Here is a 16,517-nt window from a genome sequence, read left to right as displayed (position 1 = left end):
CGGTTGGGAGCGGTCGGGACGGTTCGGAACGGAAGGGGCGGGCGGCTGTCACTCGCCGCCCCCTCCTTCAGGCATTCGCCCTTAGGACTTGGGCATGACTTCGGGAGCGCCGCCGACCAGCGGCATGGGCTCGGTGTTCCAGGGACCGTTCTGAACCAGCCGGTCCACGAACTTCGCCGGCGCGTCGGCACTGTCGTACTGGAGATAGTCCTGGTAGTTGTCGGTCTTCACGCAGCTCAGCTTGAACAGGCTTTCGCGCTTTTCGGGCGGAAGCGTGGAGGGCTTCACCTCGCCGGTCGCCGCCAGATAGGCCGTGTAGAGACCGACCGCCGAGGCCATGTAGCCGCGATGGAAGGTTTCGCCGACGATGGCCTTGTTGCCGCGACCCGATTTGATGTCCTCGAGCGTCTTCGGATAAAGCCCGTCGGAAGCGAACTTCACCTTGTCGAGAAGCCCGGCATTCTCGAAGGACTGCATCGCGCCGATCTGCATCGCGTCGTCGGCGCTCCACACGCCGTTGATGTCGCTGCCGTATTTGACGATGAGGTCCTGCGCGTTGCGCGCGGCAATCTGCGGGTCCCAGTTCGAGGGCCGCGCGTCCAGGATCTTGATGTCGGGATATTTCTCCGCGATCTCGGCGCGGAAGCCGGCCACGCGGGTCTGGCTGGTGGTGGAGTCCTGGACGCCGGGCAGAAGAACGACGTTGCCCTTGCCCCCGAGCGCTTCGCCGATGGCCTGCGCGCCGCAGCGGCCGGATTCGACGCCTGGGATCTTCTGGAAGGCGACGAAGTTGTCGCCGACATTCTGCGGCTTGTAGCCGTCCGGCTTGTTCCACCAGATCGACACGTAGCCGCCCGCGCGCTTCACCGCGTCGACGATGGTCGGCGCATCGGAACTGGCGACGGTGTTGACGAACATGATCGGCTTCTTGCCGCTCGCCAGGATCGCCAGGATGTTCGAGATGCCGGTCTGGGAGGAATTGTTGGAGTTCACGATCTCCAGCGGAATGCCGAGCTTGGCGGACAGGGCCTTGGCGCCCTCGATATTGGAGATCATGTAGGGGTTGGTCGTGTTGATGACCGACACCACCATGACCATGTCTTCCTTGGCGATGCCTTGGGCATCGGCACCGGCCGACAGTCCGAGAACTGCGCCGAGGCCGAGCGCGGTCGCGGCGAAGGCGCCGAGGAACCGGGTCTTGGCGCGACGGCGGCCGAAATTCTTCGAATTCAATTCGGGCATGAAATCCTCCTCTGGTTTTTCTTTGTGTCAGCTTCGAAGGTCGCGGAAGAACGTGCGCACGTCGTCCACGAAGAGGTCCGGCACCTCGAGCGGCGCGAAATGTCCGCCACGGTCGTGGATGCGGTACTGCGCGAGGTTGAAGTATTTCTCGGTCCAGGTCCGCGGGGGCTTGTAGATCTCGCCCGGAAAGATCGAGACGGCGGTGGGGACGCCAACGACCGGGAAGCGGTCGTGGCTCGGCGTCCAGGGATTGCCCCGGCATTCCCAGTAGTAGCGCGATGAAGTTCCGCCCGTATTGGTCAGGAAGTAGACGGCGGCGGTGGTGACGAGGTCTTCCTTCGGCCACACGCGCTCGAAAGCCTCGGTTCCGACCCCGCGCTCGGCCAGGCCCCAGAAGTACCGTTTCTCGGTGATCCAGGCGAGCTGGCCGGCGGGCGAGTCGGCCACCAGCGAGGCGAGCGTCTGCGGTTTGGTGAGTTGCATCTCGCCATAGCCGCTTTCGCGCTCCACGAAGAGCTTGCCGCGCTCGAACCAGCCGGCTTCCTCGGCCGTGTATTCGGTCGCCGCCGGAAGCCCGAGGAGCGGGTCGTAGCGGATGCCCTCCGGCTGGTCCGGGTGGGCGGGCAGGTAATGGCTCATCTGCGCGGGAAAGTGCGTGTAAACGCCGATCACGTCGCGCTCGTATTTGTGGCCGTGCTGCTGGGCGATCAGCGCGCCCCAGTCGCCGCCGGCGGTGGCGTAGCGCTCGTAGCCGAGAACGTCCCGCATCAGCGTGTTCTCGAGATCGGCCGTGCGCCAGAAGTTCCAGCCCGTTTGCGTGAGGGGCGAGGAGAAGCCATAGCCCGGCAGGGAGATCAGGACGACGTCGAAGCTGTCCTCCGCCCGTCCGCCGAAGCTTTCGGGGTCGGTCAGGGGCCCGATCACCTTGCGCAGGTCCCAGAAGGTCCAGGGCCAGCCGTGATGGATCAGGAGCGGCATCGGGTTCGGCCCCTTGCCGCGCACATGAACGAAGTGAAGCGGCACGCCCATCAGGTCGATGCGGAACTGCGGCAGTTCGTTCATCCGCCGCTCGACGTCGCGCCAATCGTATTCGTCGATCCAGTACTGGATGAGTTCGCGGTGATACTTGGTGTTGTAGCCGTAGCGCCAATCGTCGTTGGCGAAGTCGTTCGAGTAGCGCGTGCGCTTCAGCCGCTCGCTGAGATCCGCCAGATCCTCGTCCGGGATATGGATCTTGAAGTCCCGAACCTCGCTCGATGATGCCATGTGCCCATTCCTCCCAGAATCAAAGGCGCAACTTCCCGTCGCGGGCCCACCGGAGGCCCGCGCTCAGCGCCGCTCGGCGCGGTTTTCCGTCGATCAGCGGTCGAGGTGGCGCATCACGTCCTTGATGAGCGGCCAAACGCGGGCCGCCGACGTGTGGTCCATGCTCTCCTTCGGCGAATGAAGGTCGTAGAGGTTCGTCCCGATGCCGATCGTGTCGAGCCCTTCGATGCGCTGGGTGAACATGCCGAGTTCGAGAGAGCAGACGGACACGAGGATGTCGGGCGCCCGGCCCATGACCCGCCCATAGCTTTCCTTGGCGATCTCCAGCATGCGCGATTGGGGGTTCCAGGGAAATTCCGGCGCATCGAGGCCGATCTGCTTGGCGGTGACGCCATCGCCCGCCATCTCCGCCAGCAGCATCATCTTGTCGAGAACGGCATGCTTGCGCGAGGTCACGGCGCTGGTGATCGTGGACACGATCTGGACGCCGTTCTTCTTGGTGCGCATCAGGCCGATATTGTTGGATGTTTCCCAGTTGCCCTGGACTTCGAGGTTCTGGGTCTGGATGCCGTCCGGCAGAAGCGCCAGGATGGCGATCAGCGCATCGCCCGCCCGTTTGGAGAAAACGCGCGAAACGTCCCGGTTCTCCTTCGTGACCTTGATGCGCAGGTCCGGGTCGGCGAGCGCGAATTCGCGCTTCAGCTCGACCGCAAGCGCTTCCACCGCTTTGGCCACTTTATCCGCTTCGGCGCTCGGCACCCACAGGACGGCCTCGCTTTCGGCCGGAATGACGTTGTTCTGGACGCCGCCCGAAACGCTCGCGATCCTGACATCCCCGGCTCTCGTCGCGGCGCGTACGAGCCGCCCCAGAAGCGTGATCGCGTTGCCGCGCTCGAAATGGATGTCGAATTCGCAATGGCCGCCGCGAAGCCCACGAAGGTCCACGACAAGCGCCGTGCGACCGGCCTCGGCCTCTTCCCAACCGGCCTCGACGTCGATCTGGCACGACACGTCGCCCGAGCAGCCCGCCAGAAGCTGATTCTCGTCGATCCAGTTGAAGTCGATCATCCGCTTGCCGGAAAGGAGCTTCAGGTCCACGCCGTCGCCGCCGACCTTGCCCATCTCCTCCATCGCCGTCATCACGCATTCGAGCGGCGGATGGGGGATGTCGCGGGAATCGAGAAGGGCGAGCATGTAGGAGATGCCGAGCCCGTTGTCGGCGCCGAGCGTCGTGCCTTCCGCGCGGACCCGGTCGCCGTCGAGCTTCAGCTTCACGCCCTGGCTGGCGAAATCATGGCTTACTCCGTCGTCGACCTTGCAGACCATGTCGAGATGGCCGTGCAGGATCACGGTCGGCGCCTGCTCATAGCCCGGCGTTCCGGGCTTCTTGACGATGATGTTCTGGAGTTCGTCGCGATGGTGCTCGAGACCGCGCTCCGTGGCGAAGTCGGCGATGAAGTCCGTCGCCTGCTTTTCGTGTTGCGAGCAGCGGTGGCGCGCGCTCAACTGTTCGAAGAACCCCATGACTTCACGCGGTTCGACATCTTCCAGAACCCGCATCGTTTCCTCCCAGAAATCCGATGTGCATTTAAAACTTTGTCGGCGTCTTCGAGGGCTCGCCCGGCCTCGCCGGATGGCGAGGCTATTGGGCCGCACCGGCATGCTCGCTGCGAAGATGTGTTCCGAAGAGCGTCATCCTTCCCGTGAATGGCGCTCGATCCGGATGTTCATGCGTAGATGGTACAAATGATCAAGGCATACGCATTTGTATCATATGTTCGTCGGAGCGCAAGCGACCTCTTGTGCTGCAATGCGATGGGACAAGGCCCGTTCGCGTGAAAAATCGCTCTTCACGTCAGTTCGAGCGAAGCTGGGCCGCCCGGGCGTCGCGCAGGCGCGCGAAATCCTTGCCGGCATGGTAGCTCGACCGGGTGAGGGGCGTCGCCGACACCATCAGAAAGCCCTTCGCCCGCGCGATCCGCTCGTATTCGGCGAATTCCTCCGGCGGGACGTAGCGTTCCACCGCGTGGTGGCGGGGCGTCGGGCGCAGGTACTGGCCGATCGTCAGGAAATCGACATCCGCAGCCCGCATATCGTCCATCACCTGAAGGATTTCCCGCCGCGTTTCGCCGAGGCCCACCATGATGCCGCTTTTGGTGAAGAGCGAGGGCCGCAGTTCCTTGGCGCGCTGGAGAAGGCGAAGCGAGGTGTAGTAGCGCGCCCCCGGCCGCACCTCGGCGTAGAGCCCCGGCACGGTCTCCAGATTGTGGTTGAAGACATCGGGCGCGGCCGCGATCACCCTTTCCAGCGCCGAGGAAGGGCAGCGCCGGAAGTCGGGCGTCAGGATCTCCACCGTGGTGTCCGGCGAATGACGGCGGATCATCTCGATCGTGCGCGCGAAATGGTCCGCACCGCCGTCCTCCAGATCGTCGCGGTCGACGCTGGTGACCACCACATGCGCGAGGCCCAGCTTCTTCACGGCGTTGGCGACGCGCGCGGGTTCGAAACGGTCGAGCGCATCGGGCCGCCCGGTGGCGACGTTGCAGAAGGTGCAGCCGCGCGTGCAGATGTCGCCCATGATCATCATGGTGGCGTGGCGCTGGCTCCAGCATTCGCTGACATTGGGACAGCCGGCCTCTTCGCAGACCGTGGTCAGGCGATGCGCTTCCACGATCTCGCGCGTCGCCTTGTAGCCTTCGCCGACACGCGCCTTGACGCGAATCCAGGCGGGTTTCGGCAGGTCGGGCGTCACCGGGCGATGGGCCTTTTCGGGGTGGCGCTCGGCGGGGATCGTCAGATCGCGGGACATGAAGTTTCCTTGGGGGCCGGAAGCCCGGTTCAGGCGGCGGCGAGGCGGCGCGGATGGTTCCAAAGGGATCGGGCAGCGGCCACCGTGTCGAGATAATGGTCGTAGCCCGCGCCGTAGTGTCGGGCGCTCGCCGCGCGCGGCTCGATCGTGCCGTGGGCCTTCGTCCAGGCTTCGGCGTCGTAGCCGATGCCCACCACGTCCATCGCCGCCATGCAGGCACCGCGCGCGCCGACCTCGGGCTTGGGCGCGACTTGGAGGGGTATTTGCAGGACGTCGGCCAGCATCTGCGACCAGGCCGGCGAGGAGGAGCCGCCCCCGCAGATCATCAACCGGCCGTCGAGCCCCGCCGCCTCGATGCAGTGGCGCGCCGCATAGGCGACCGACTCGCAAACGGCGGTGACGAGGTCGGCGGAGGTCGTTCGCGTGCAAAGGCCCGCGAGCTGCCCGCGCGCCCTGACGTCGCAGAAGGGCGCACGCTCGCCGATGGCGGAGAAATAAGGAAGGGCGGTGACGCCGTTCGCGCCCGGCACGCTGCGCGACAGAAGGTCTTCCACTTGGTCGTGCTTGGCGCCCACGAGGTTGAGGACCCAGTCCAGCGCCGCCGTGCCGACGGTGGCTGGAAGCGAGCGAATCCAGCGGTCGGGAGCCGGCGTACAGAGCGTCATACCGACGGGATCGGCGGCGGTGTCGATCCGGTCCACCATCACTTCGCAGGCCAGCGTCGTGCCCATGATGATGAGGCCGTCGCCAATATTGCGCACGCCCGCGCCGATGGGGCAGGCCACGAGGTCGAAGGGTCCGGCATGGACTGGGATGCCCTCGGGCAAGCCGGTCAGCGCCGCGCCCGCCGCGTTCAAGGGAAAGGCTTGCCCGGGCGCCGGCATCACGGGCGCCAGAAGCCGGCGATAGCGCTCGAGGCCGAGCAGCCGGAGGATCTCGGGATCGTAATCGCGCTTCACGATGTCGAGAAAGGGAAGCGAACTGTCGGAAGCGTCGGTCACGCGCGCGCCGGTCAGGCGCTGGAGAATGCCGTCCTTGAGGTAGCTCGCGGTCGCCGCTCGCTCCAAGGCGTCGGGCTCGGCTGCCGCCAGCGCGGCCATCAGCGGGGCGTGCGAGCCGGGGAAGATGGCGTTGGCGTTGCGCCTGAACACGGCGTCGTAGACGCCCGAGTCGATCCAGCGCTGGAGCGGGGCGGTGCCCCGGTCGTCGAGCCAGGAAATGGCGGGGCGCACGGCGCGCCCTTCCTCGTCCAGAAGCCATAGGCCGTCGCCCTGGCCGGTGATGCCGATCGCTTCGGGGATCTGGCCGGAGCGCTCGCAGACCTCGGCGATCACCTCACCGACCGAATGCACCAGCATCTCGAAGTCCTGTTCGACCCGCCCGTCGCCGGGTTGGTCGAACACCGTGCGGCGGGACGCGACGGCAAGGTTCCGGCCGTCAGGCGAAAAGCTTGCGGCCTTCACGACCGAGGTTCCAAGATCGATTCCGAGAATCATGCTTCCTCCCCTGTCCTGCCGGCGCGTCGCATTGTCGCGATCTTCGCCGGTAAGCAGCATGATTGAAGCATATGTTCATCTCATGAACAACTATTTCATTTCAGCGAATCCTTGAGTTCCCGACAAGGGCCGATCAGCGCCGCCGCCCGCCCGCCCGCCGTTCGGGCACGCTCGCGGCGCGGCTGCTTTCCGAAGCCGCCGCCCCCTCCTTGTCCGCCAGAAGAAAGGCGGCGCAGGCCTCGTCGGTGACGAGATGGGTGGCATATCCGCCGCGCAGCGTCGCGCGCACGATCTCGCGCTTCGTCGCGCCGCTCGCCACCGCCAGACGCTCGGGGATGCGCCGCAGCTCGTCAAGGTCGATGCCGATCGGATGGATGGTCGGGGGAAGCGGCACGGGGCGCCCGTCCGCGTCGATCCAGCGGCAGCCGATGTCGCCCACCGCCCCGGCGCGCTCGATGAAGGCGCGCTCGGCCGGATCGAGATAACCGAGCTTCAGCATGGTCGCGTTGTCGTCGAGCGCGCCGACGCCGAACACGACGAGTGAGGCATTGCGGGCCAGATCCAGCGCTTCGCCGAGACCCGGATCGCTTCGAAGCCCGGCGGCGGTGGCCTCGTTCTTGACGTAGACCGGCGCGTAAAGGGCGCGGGCGGGCGCCCGGAAATATTGCCCGAGCTGTTCGGCCACCTCGGACGGGTTCGTGCCCCGGCTCGCATTGTGGAGCCCCCCGACCAGCGCCACCGTCTGCATGTTGGAGACCTGCGTTTCGCCGAACAGCGAGTCGGCCATGGCCTGCAGCGTCGTGCCCCAGGACACCGCGACGATCGACCCGTCATGGACCATGCCGGTCAGCGTTTCGGCCGCGATCTGGCCGATCCAGCGGCGCTGCATGGCCTCGTCCTCGGCGCCCGGAACGATGCGCGCTCGTTTCAGGCCGTAGCGCGCCTCGATGTCGCGCTCGGCTTCGAAGGTCTGGGTGGAAACGCCGAGCGTGATCTGCACCAGCCCGCTTTCCTTGGCCCGGCGCAGAAGACGGATCACGGTGCTGCGGCTGACGCCGAGCTTCTCCGCGATCTGACTCTGGGTCAGTTCCTCGGCGTAGTAGAGCCACGCCGCTCGGGCCGGCTCATTGCTGATCCTATCGATTTCGCTCATGCGCGCCTGTTTCCCTCGTTCCTGGCTTTGCTCTGTGGGGCTTGGAGGAACATTCGTCCAGTGCGACCTCAACTGCGTCAGAAAGTCTTGCGGCCTGCCATGTCCGCGCGCCGACACCCTGATTCCCCCAGAACACGACGACTTTCGTTCTCCTTTGTCTACCCGCATGACGTGCGAGGAAAGGTACGAGCATGCATGCCTCGTCGATTTTTCCACTTGCGGCCCGCTGCGGACGTGATACTTAAGTTCAACAGTTGAACATTTGGTGCAAGGGGGAGGGCATGCAGAATTCGGCGTCCTTGTCGGCCGAGACGATGCTGGAGATGCAGCGTCGCATGTTGCGCATTCGTTTGTTCGACGAACGCGCGTCCAAGATGGTGAAGCGGGGCCAGATCCCCGGCACCGTTCACACCTCGATCGGGCAGGAAGCGCAGGTGGTCGGCGCCTGCATGGCGCTTCGGCGCGGCGACCACATGACCGGCAACCACCGCAGCCACGGCCATCCGATCGGCAAGGGCTCGCCGCTCGGGCCATTGATGGCCGAGCTCGTCGGCAAGGCCACGGGCGTGTGCAAGGGCAAGGGAGGCTCGCTGCACCTTGCAGACTACGCGGTCGGCAGCCTCGGCGAGTCCGGCATCACCGGCTCCTCCATCCCGATCGCGGTCGGGGCCGGCCTGTCGGCCCAGGTGCTCAAGCAAGACCGCATCGCCCTGTCCTTCTTCGGCGACGGCGCGGCCAACCAGGGCGTCTTCTACGAGGCGCTGAACCTTGCCGCCGTCTGGAAGCTGCCCGTCATCTTCCTGTGCGAGAACAACCAATACGCCCTGTCCACTCCGGCCCACACGGTGACGTCGGGCCGCATCGTCGACCGCGCCCACGGCTTCGGCCTGCCGGGCGTGCGCGTCGACAACGGTCAGGACGTGCTCGCCGTCTACGACGCGGTGGCCGAGGCCGCCGACCGGGCCCGCGCGGGCGAAGGCCCGACGCTGGTCGAGGTCATGACCTACCGCTTCCGCGAGCATTCCGAGGGGCTGCGCATCAACGTCGATTATCGCGACGCCACCGAGCGCGACCACTGGCTGTCGCAGGACCCGATCGTCCTGTTCCGCCAGGTGCTCATCGAGCGCGGCGTGGCGAGCGAGGCTCAGATGGACGAGATGGACGCCGCCATCGCGCAGGAAGTCGAGGACTGCGTCCGCTTCACGCTGGAAAGCCCCGATCCCGAGCCGCACGTCGCGTTCGAGGACCTCTACTCCGACGCCTACGATCTGGAGACCACTCTATGAGCGTGATGACCTACATTGCGGCCATCGGGGCCGCGCAGCGCGAGGCGATGGTCGCCGACGAGCGGGTGATCATCATCGGCGAGGACGTCGAGGCCAATGTCTACGGCACGACCGGCTCGGGCAAGGCGCGGGCCGAACGGGGCGACTTCGTGCAGGAATTCGGGCGCAACCGGATTCGCAACACGCCGATCGCGGAGGAAGCGATCGTCGGCGCCGCCATCGGCGCGGCGATGACGGGCCTCAGGCCCATCGTCGATCTCAGCTATTCGAGCTTCCTCTACATGGCGATGGACCAGCTCGTGAACCAGGCGGCCAAGAACCGCTATATGTTCGGCGGTCAGAGTTCGATCCCGGTCGTGTTCCGCTCGGCCATGTTCTACGGGCTCAACACCGGCGCGCACCATTCCGACCGGCCCTATCCGATGTTCATGAACGTGCCCGGTCTGAAAGTGATCGCGCCCGCCTCTGCCAGCGACGCCAAGGGCCTCCTGCGCTCGGCGATCGACAGCGACGACCCGGTGCTGATGTTCGAGGCGGTGCCTCTCTGGGGCCAGAAGGAAGAGGTCGACGACGAGGAATACCGGATTCCGCTCGGCGTCGCCCGCACGCGGCGCGAAGGAACCGACGTCACCGTGGTCGGCGTGTCCGGCTCGCTGGCGCTCGCCTTGAAGGCGGCCGACGCGATGGCCGAGCGCGGCATCTCCTGCGAGGTCATCGACCCGCGCACGCTGGTTCCGCTCGACACCAGAACCATCGTTGAATCGGTGCGCCGCACCGGCCGCCTCGTGATCGCCGAGCCCGCGCACCGCACCTGCGGCGCGGCGGCCGAGATCGCGGCCGTGGTCGCCGACGAGGCCTATGATGCCTTGCGCGCGCCCATCAAGCGGGTCGCGTCGCTGAACATGCAGGTGCCGTTCAGCCCGGCCCTGGAATCGCAGATCTATCCCACCACCGAACGCATCGTCGCCGCCATCGAGGCGGTGTGTTCGGACCAGAGCCAACGGAGGTTTGTCGCATGAAGGTCGAGGTTCTGCTGCCCCAGTGGGGCATGGGCATGAGCGAGGGCACCGTCTCGCAATGGCTGAAGAAAGTCGGCGACCGCGTCACCGAAGACGAGCCGCTGGCCGAGATCGAGGCCGAGAAGGCCACCCAGGAACTCGAGTCGCCCGCCACCGGCACGCTCACCGAAATCCTCGTCCAGCAGGGCGAGGAAGCCAAGGTCCGCTCCGTCGTCGCCATCATCGAGTCTGACGACTGACGGGCTGAAGACCCCCGACATGCGCCGCCGGCACCGGCCGGCGGTTCTTCCCCGCAACCTCCATCCCGGAACGGTGTGCCATGAGCGACATGGGAAGCGACCCGCAAACGGCGGCAGGCGGCAAGGCCCCCGTGCCCCAGCCCGAAAACGTCTTCGATCTCATCGTGATCGGCGCCGGCATCAACGGGGCCGGCATCGCCAGGGACGCGGCGGCGCGGGGTTTGCGCGTGGCGCTGGTGGAAAAGGAAGATATTGGCAGCGGCACCTCGTCCTGGTCGGGCCGGCTGATCCACGGGGGCCTTCGCTACCTGGAACAAGGCGATGTCGCCCTGGTGCGGGAATCGCTGCGCGAACGCGAACTCCTGTTCCGCCTCGCGCCCCATCTCGTGAAGCCCGTGCCGTTGATGATCCCCTTCTACCGGCATAACAAGCGCTCGCGCTGGATGATCCGCGCCGGCATGGTGACCTACGACGTCCTGTCCTTCGACAAGACGACGGACTCCCATAAGACATTGTCGCGCGAGGAAACCATCCGGCGCTTTCCCGGCATCGAGCGCGACGGCCTCGAAGGCTGCGCGATCTTCATGGACGGGCAGGTCGTCTGGTCGGAGCGTCTTTGCGTCGAGGTGGCGCTCGCCGCCAAGGCCGACGGCGCCCATATCTACACCCATGCCAAGGTGGACGGCTTCGTGTCCAACGGCCCGGCGATCCGCGGCATCCTCTTCACCGACACCCTGACGGGGACGCGCCATTCGCTGGCCGCACCCCTTGTCGTCAATGCGGCCGGTCCCTGGGTCGACGCCGTTCTCGACGGTTCGGGCGGCCAGCCGGGCGAGCGCCATATCGGCGGCGCCAAGGGCAGCCATCTGGTGCTCGACCCGTTTCCGGGCGCGCCGACCGATGTCGTTTACTACGAGTCGCGCGCCGATGGCCGCCTCGTCCTGGTGATCCCGTGGGGCAAGCGCATCCTGATCGGCACCACCGACAAGAAATTCTCCGACGATCCCGATACGGCGCGCGCCGACGAGGCGGAAGTCGAATACCTCCTCGGCGAGGTCAACCAGCTCGTTCCCGGCGCCAAGCTGACGACGGCGGACATTCTCTACACCTATAGCGGCGTGCGCCCGCTGCCCTTCGTGCCCGATCAATCGGAATGGAAGGTGCCCCGCAGCCACGTCCTGCGCGACCACGCTCCCGCCCGCCGGGGGCTCCTGTCGGTGATCGGTGGCAAGCTCACCACCTATCGCAGCCTCGCCGAAGAAGCTGTCGACGAGATCTACAAGCAGCTCGGCCGCAAGGCGCCGCCTTGTCCGACCCGGCGCACCCTTTTTCCCGGCGCCCGCGTCGGCGACTGGGACGCTTTCCGCCAAGGGCTGGAGCGCACTCGCGAGGCCTCGCCCGAAACGGTGCGCCGTCTTGTCGATACCTATGGCGCGCGTGCCGCCGAGATCCTGGCGCTCGCCCACGAACACCCCGATCTGGCCGAGCCCTTCGATCCCGATACCGGCGCGATCGGTGCGGAACTGGTCTTCACCTACCGGCACGAATTCTGCCGAACGCTCACCGATGCCCTGATCCGCCGCATCATGGTCGGGCTGAATTCGACCTGCGGGCGCGAGGTTGTCGAGGCGGCGGCAGATATCCTCGCCCGGCACGAGAACTGGGACGGCGCACGGCGCGCCGCCGAGATCGCGGACTACCGCCGCTACATCCGACGCTTCGACGTGCCCGGCCGCCCGGACACGTCCACCAACAACCGCCCGGCCTCCGCCGCCGCGGCCTGATTTTCCCCTCCACTATCTGTCGAGGACAGTTGCGATGACCCAGTCCGATCCCAGAGCGATCATCGAGGCCGCCCGCCAGGGCGGCTACGCGGTCGGCGCCTTCAACATGCACAACGACGAGACCGCCGAGGCCCTCGTTTGGGCGGCCGAGCGTGCCGACGCGCCGGTCTTTCTCCAAGTCGGCCGCGCGATCATCCCGCATATGGGCGTCAAGCGCGCCTATGAGCTGACCAAGCGCATCGCCGAGCGCTCGAACGCCCAATACGTGATCCATCTCGATCACGGCTCCTGGGACGAGGTCATGGAAGCGATCCGCCTCGGCTTCACCTCCATCATGTACGATGGCGCGCATCTGCCCTTCGAGGAGAACATCGCGACGACCCGCCGCGTCGTGGAGATCGCCCACGCCTTCGGCATTCCGGTCGAGGCCGAACTCGGCAAGATCCCCGATGTCGGCGAAAGCGTCGATTGGAACGACTACTACACCGATGTCGAGGAGGCTCGCCGCTTCGTGCGCGAAACCGGCATCGATTATCTGGCGATCTCCGTCGGCATCGTGCACGGCGTCATTCCGGGCCTCCAGACCGAGCCGATCAATATCGAGCGCATCCGTGAGATCCGCGAAGCGACGGGCATCCCGCTCGTCTTGCACGGCGCGTCCGGTTTGACCGACGAGGAAGTCAACGACGCCAAGGCTGCCGGCGTCCACAAGTTCAACGCCGACACGGATCTCCGCCACGCCTTCCGCCGCGGCTTCGAATCCGTCTGGGCCAAGGGCGACCGCCAGCTCGAAGAAGCGATGGCCGAAGGGCGCCGCCTCATGGTGGACGCCACGGAAGAGAAGATCCGCCTTTACGGCTGCGCCGGCAAGACCGCCGCGCTGCGCAAGGCGGCTTGAGGGGATCGACCGATGTCCGCAAGCCTTTCCCCGGAACCGTCGGGCCGCTCCAGGCCGCTGACCAAGACCGCCAAGCTGATGGCCCGTCACATGGCGACCGCCTGGTCGGCCCCGATGTTCGGCGTCACGATCGAGGTCGCGATGGAAGCGGCGAGCGCACGGCGCACGGAGGGCGTGACCCTCACCGACATCATCCTCGCCGACTGCGCCGCGACGCTGAAGGAGCACCCCCACGTCAACGCCCATTATCGCGACGACGCGATCGTGGAATATGACGAGGTCAATGTGGGGCTGGCGGTGGCGGCCGAGCGCGGGCTGACCGTGCCGGTGATCCACGGCGCGGACGCGTTGTCGCTTCCCGAAATCGCCGAGCGCCGGCGCGATCTCGTGGCCAAGGTGCGCGACGGGCGCATCGCGGTCTCGGACGTCGTGAACGGCACCTTTACCTTTTCCAACCTCGGCATGTTCGATGTCGCCCGCTTCACCGCGATCCTGAACCCGCCCCAGGTGGCGATCCTGGCCGTCGGCTCCACCAACCGCCGCCATGTCTGGAACGGGGGCGAGCCGGCCTGGCGGCAGATCGCCGAACTGACGCTGACCTGCGACCACCGCGCGCTCGACGGCGCGCAGGCCGCCGGCTTCCTGGCCGCCCTGAAGAAGCGCATCGAGCGCGACACGGACGCATGACATCCAATCGGCCTGGGAGGGCCGGAGGCTGGGAAGAACTCAGCCTTTGACGCTGAACATCAACGGGAGGAAATTCGCAATGAACCGGAACACGTTCACCAACTGCGTCGCCGGCGCGCTGATGGGCTCGGCCCTGGCGCTGGCCTTCGCGCCCCTGGCCGCGGGAGCGCAGGAAAAGGGCGCTATCGCGGCCTCGGTCGCCGACCAGAAGTCACTCTTCTATATCGCCGCCGTGGACGGCATGAAGGCCGCGGCGCAGGAGGCCGGCCTTCAGCTCAACGTGGCATCCGCCAACAACAGCTCGCGCGAGCAGATCAACCAGGTGCAGAACCTCCTGGTGCAGCAGCCCGGCGCGCTTCTCTTCATCTCGCAGGACTCCACCGCCGCCGCCGCGAGCGTTCGCGCCGCCAACCAGGCCGACGTGCCGGTGATCGCGGTCGACCAGCGCCCCGAATCCGGCAACGGCAAGATCGCCACATTCATCGCCACCGACAGCGTCAAAGCCGCCCGCGACCTTTGCACCTGGCTGTTCGGCCAGATGGGCGGCGAGGGCGAGATCGCGATCCTGACGGGGGTTCTCGGCTCCACGGCCGAACAACAGCGCACGAAGGGCTGCAACGAAGCGCTCGCCCAGCATCCCAAGGTCAAGGTCGTGGCGACCCAAACCGCGAACTGGGACGAGAACGAGGCCTTCCAGGCGACGCAGAACATCCTGACCGCCAATCCCAACATCAAGGCCGTCTTCGCCGAAAGCGACGCCATGTCGCTCGGCGCCGCCAAGGCGGCCCGCCAGGCGGGACGCACCGACCTTCTTTCCGTCGGTATCGACGGCTTCCCCACCATGTTCAAGGCGATCCGGGACGGCCTGACCCAGGCTACCATGGCCCAAATTCCCTACAAGATGGGCCAGATGGCGGTGCAGGACGCCGTGAAGGTGCTGAAGGGCGACGCGGCGTCGATCCCGGCCGAGCAGTATCAGGACGCCGTTCTCATCACCAAGGAGAACGTCGAGAAGTTCAAGGTCACCGATTTCTACGGTCCGGCCGCCGAACGCTACTGATCCTTTAAGGAACGACGGTCCGGCGCCTTCGGGCGCCGGATCGATCTCCCCATCGACCCGTCGCTCGCATCGGATTTGCCATGGACGCCACCGCTCCCGCAGAAGCCGGTCTGGTCTGCCGCCGGCTCGTCAAGAACTACGGCCCGATCAAGGTCCTGAAATCCGTCGACTTCGCGCTTCGGCCCGGCACCGTGGTCGGCCTCATCGGCGAGAACGGCGCGGGCAAGTCGACCTTCAACTCCATCGTCGCGGGCGTCGTTTCGCCGACCGAAGGCGAGATCTGGCTCGACGGCAAGCCTTACAGCCCCCGTTCGCCCTCCGATGCCCTGGCCGAAGGCGTCGCGCTGATCCATCAGGAAATCCGCCTCCTGCCCGGCCTGTCGGTCGCCGAGAACTTGTTTCTGGGACGCCTGCCGCTCCGCGGGGGCCGCGTCGACCGGGCGCGCATGGAAGAAGAAGCGCGCGCCGTTCTCGCCTCGCTCGGCGTCGCGGTGGACCCGCGCCGCACCGTGCGCGGTCTGACGATGGGCGTTCAGCAGGGCATCGAGATCGCCAAGGCGCTTCTGCGCAAACCGCGCTACGTCATCTTCGACGAGCCGACGGCGGCCGTCGGCGAGGCGGAGGCCGAACAGATCCTGGCGCAGGTGATGCGCCTTCGCGCCGAGGGCACAGGCGTCATCTACGTTTCGCATCGTCTCGACGAAGTGCAGAGCGTCGCCGACAGCGTGGTGTGCCTTCGCGACGGCGCCAAGGTCGCCGAATGGAACGTGAAGCCCGTCCCGAAGGACGAGATGATCAACGCCATGGTCGGGCGCGAATTCACCTTCGAGCACCATGCCCCCAAGCCGCGCGGGCAAAAGGTCGTGCTGCGCGTGAACGGGGCGTCCCGCCAGGGCGCGTTCCGCGACGTGTCCTTCGATCTCCAGGAAGGCGAGATCCTCGGTTTCGCCGGGCTCGTCGGGGCGGGGCGCTCGGAGGTCGTGCGGGCGGTCAGCGGCGCCGACCGCCTGGACGCGGGCACGATCGAGGTCGCCGGCCAGCCGGTCCGCTACACCAGCCCCGGCGGCGCCATGAAGGCCGGCATCTTCATGGTGCCCGAGGATCGGAAAGGTCTCGGCCTCAATCTCGACCGCTCCGCCGCCGCCAACATCACGCTGCCCTGGGAGCGCAAGCTCGCGCGCTTCGGGCAGATCACGCCCGCCGCGGTGAAGCGCGTGGGCGAAGAGCAGCGCCGCCGCTTCGACATCCGCGGGCGGCTCGACCTGCCGGTCGGCCACATGTCGGGCGGCAACCAGCAGAAGGTCCTCCTCGCCAAATGGCTGGTGGAGAATCCCAAGGTCTTCATCGTGGACGAACCGACGCGCGGCGTCGATGTCGGCGCCAAGATGGCGATCTACGAAATCCTGCGCAAGCTGGCCTCCGAGGGCATGGGCGTGATCGTCGTGTCCTCCGAACTGGAGGAGGTGCTCGGCCTGTCGCACCGCATTCTCGTCATGTCGGAAGGGCGCCAGCGCGGCATTCTCACGCGCGAGGAGGCCAGTCCCGAGAAGGTCATGTCGCTGGCGGTCAGCAACTAAA

General features: G+C 66.5%; 14 protein-coding genes. 8 read left to right on the top strand and 6 right to left on the bottom strand.

Annotated features, from left to right (window positions below; translation table 11 throughout):
• Window positions 1-81: 81 nt before the first annotated feature.
• The 6 genes from F9929_RS15080 to F9929_RS15055 all read right to left on the bottom strand — a co-directional run bounded on the left by F9929_RS15080 (window position 82) and on the right by F9929_RS15055 (window position 7,966).
• A complete protein-coding gene (locus F9929_RS15080) occupies window positions 82-1,242 on the bottom strand; it encodes a sugar ABC transporter substrate-binding protein (RefSeq protein ID WP_152047415.1) in 1,161 nt (386 codons plus the stop codon).
• 27 nt (window positions 1,243-1,269) lie between these two features.
• A complete protein-coding gene (locus F9929_RS15075; protein WP_152047414.1) occupies window positions 1,270-2,508 on the bottom strand; it encodes an epoxide hydrolase family protein in 1,239 nt (412 codons plus the stop codon).
• A 93-nt stretch (window positions 2,509-2,601) separates the two neighbouring features.
• A complete protein-coding gene (gene pepD, locus F9929_RS15070) occupies window positions 2,602-4,068 on the bottom strand; it encodes a beta-Ala-His dipeptidase (RefSeq protein WP_193227779.1) in 1,467 nt (488 codons plus the stop codon).
• 295 nt (window positions 4,069-4,363) lie between these two features.
• Window positions 4,364-5,317: a lipoyl synthase gene (gene lipA, locus F9929_RS15065; protein ID WP_152047412.1), complete on the bottom strand. Its 954-nt coding sequence runs from the start codon at window positions 5,315-5,317 to the stop codon at window positions 4,364-4,366.
• A gap of 29 nt (window positions 5,318-5,346) precedes the next feature.
• Window positions 5,347-6,813 carry an FGGY-family carbohydrate kinase gene (locus F9929_RS15060; RefSeq protein WP_152047411.1) on the bottom strand — a complete coding sequence of 489 codons (1,467 nt, stop codon included), beginning with the start codon at window positions 6,811-6,813 and terminating at the stop codon, window positions 5,347-5,349.
• Between the two features lie 133 nt (window positions 6,814-6,946).
• A complete protein-coding gene (locus F9929_RS15055) occupies window positions 6,947-7,966 on the bottom strand; it encodes a sugar-binding transcriptional regulator (RefSeq protein WP_193227778.1) in 1,020 nt (339 codons plus the stop codon).
• A 281-nt stretch (window positions 7,967-8,247) separates the two neighbouring features.
• Between F9929_RS15055 and F9929_RS15050 the strand changes: the two genes are divergently transcribed.
• The 8 genes from F9929_RS15050 to F9929_RS15015 all read left to right on the top strand — a co-directional run bounded on the left by F9929_RS15050 (window position 8,248) and on the right by F9929_RS15015 (window position 16,516).
• A complete protein-coding gene (locus tag F9929_RS15050) occupies window positions 8,248-9,252 on the top strand; it encodes a thiamine pyrophosphate-dependent dehydrogenase E1 component subunit alpha (protein ID WP_210251349.1) in 1,005 nt (334 codons plus the stop codon).
• On the top strand, window positions 9,249-10,271 hold the full coding sequence (locus F9929_RS15045; RefSeq protein WP_152047409.1) for an alpha-ketoacid dehydrogenase subunit beta: 1,023 nt from the start codon (window positions 9,249-9,251) through the stop codon (window positions 10,269-10,271). The genes F9929_RS15050 and F9929_RS15045 overlap by 4 nt, the downstream gene beginning before the upstream one ends.
• Entirely contained in the window at window positions 10,268-10,510 is a 243-nt protein-coding gene (locus F9929_RS15040) for a biotin/lipoyl-containing protein (RefSeq protein WP_152047408.1), read from the top strand. Before F9929_RS15045 ends, F9929_RS15040 begins: the two co-directional genes overlap by 4 nt.
• An 80-nt stretch (window positions 10,511-10,590) precedes the next feature.
• Entirely contained in the window at window positions 10,591-12,294 is a 1,704-nt protein-coding gene (gene glpD, locus F9929_RS15035) for a glycerol-3-phosphate dehydrogenase (protein ID WP_210251348.1), read from the top strand.
• A 34-nt stretch (window positions 12,295-12,328) separates the two neighbouring features.
• A complete protein-coding gene (locus F9929_RS15030; RefSeq protein WP_152047407.1) occupies window positions 12,329-13,192 on the top strand; it encodes a class II fructose-bisphosphate aldolase in 864 nt (287 codons plus the stop codon).
• A 12-nt stretch (window positions 13,193-13,204) separates the two neighbouring features.
• Window positions 13,205-13,879, top strand: coding sequence for a 2-oxo acid dehydrogenase subunit E2 (locus F9929_RS15025; RefSeq protein ID WP_152047406.1), 675 nt, complete (start codon window positions 13,205-13,207; stop codon window positions 13,877-13,879).
• Window positions 13,880-13,958: 79 nt separating this feature from the next.
• Window positions 13,959-14,939: a substrate-binding domain-containing protein gene (locus F9929_RS15020; protein WP_210251347.1), complete on the top strand. Its 981-nt coding sequence runs from the start codon at window positions 13,959-13,961 to the stop codon at window positions 14,937-14,939.
• Window positions 14,940-15,019: 80 nt separating this feature from the next.
• Complete coding sequence (locus F9929_RS15015; protein ID WP_152047405.1) at window positions 15,020-16,516, top strand: sugar ABC transporter ATP-binding protein; 1,497 nt, start codon at window positions 15,020-15,022, stop codon at window positions 16,514-16,516.
• The last annotated feature ends 1 nt before the right edge of the window (window position 16,517 follow it).

The sequence above is a fragment of the Aureimonas psammosilenae genome (assembly GCF_009176975.1).
GTDB lineage: Bacteria > Pseudomonadota > Alphaproteobacteria > Rhizobiales > Rhizobiaceae > Plantimonas > Plantimonas psammosilenae.
Note: the sequence above shows the minus strand (reverse complement) of the source record. Positions and strands in the feature narration are given on the sequence as shown.

What these genes read in the sequence shown, in the direction of transcription:
- F9929_RS15020 (WP_210251347.1), top strand. Translation starts at nt 13,959, where the DNA reads ATGAACCGGAACACGTTCACCAACTGCGTCGCCGGCGCGCTGATGGGC.
- F9929_RS15080 (WP_152047415.1), bottom strand. Translation starts at nt 1,242, where the DNA reads ATGCCCGAATTGAATTCGAAGAATTTCGGCCGCCGTCGCGCCAAGACC.
- F9929_RS15060 (WP_152047411.1), bottom strand. Translation starts at nt 6,813, where the DNA reads ATGATTCTCGGAATCGATCTTGGAACCTCGGTCGTGAAGGCCGCAAGC.
- F9929_RS15040 (WP_152047408.1), top strand. Translation starts at nt 10,268, where the DNA reads ATGAAGGTCGAGGTTCTGCTGCCCCAGTGGGGCATGGGCATGAGCGAG.
- F9929_RS15030 (WP_152047407.1), top strand. Translation starts at nt 12,329, where the DNA reads ATGACCCAGTCCGATCCCAGAGCGATCATCGAGGCCGCCCGCCAGGGC.
- F9929_RS15050 (WP_210251349.1), top strand. Translation starts at nt 8,248, where the DNA reads ATGCAGAATTCGGCGTCCTTGTCGGCCGAGACGATGCTGGAGATGCAG.
- pepD (WP_193227779.1), bottom strand. Translation starts at nt 4,068, where the DNA reads ATGCGGGTTCTGGAAGATGTCGAACCGCGTGAAGTCATGGGGTTCTTC.
- F9929_RS15055 (WP_193227778.1), bottom strand. Translation starts at nt 7,966, where the DNA reads ATGAGCGAAATCGATAGGATCAGCAATGAGCCGGCCCGAGCGGCGTGG.
- F9929_RS15025 (WP_152047406.1), top strand. Translation starts at nt 13,205, where the DNA reads ATGTCCGCAAGCCTTTCCCCGGAACCGTCGGGCCGCTCCAGGCCGCTG.
- F9929_RS15075 (WP_152047414.1), bottom strand. Translation starts at nt 2,508, where the DNA reads ATGGCATCATCGAGCGAGGTTCGGGACTTCAAGATCCATATCCCGGAC.
- glpD (WP_210251348.1), top strand. Translation starts at nt 10,591, where the DNA reads ATGAGCGACATGGGAAGCGACCCGCAAACGGCGGCAGGCGGCAAGGCC.
- F9929_RS15015 (WP_152047405.1), top strand. Translation starts at nt 15,020, where the DNA reads ATGGACGCCACCGCTCCCGCAGAAGCCGGTCTGGTCTGCCGCCGGCTC.
- F9929_RS15045 (WP_152047409.1), top strand. Translation starts at nt 9,249, where the DNA reads ATGAGCGTGATGACCTACATTGCGGCCATCGGGGCCGCGCAGCGCGAG.
- lipA (WP_152047412.1), bottom strand. Translation starts at nt 5,317, where the DNA reads ATGTCCCGCGATCTGACGATCCCCGCCGAGCGCCACCCCGAAAAGGCC.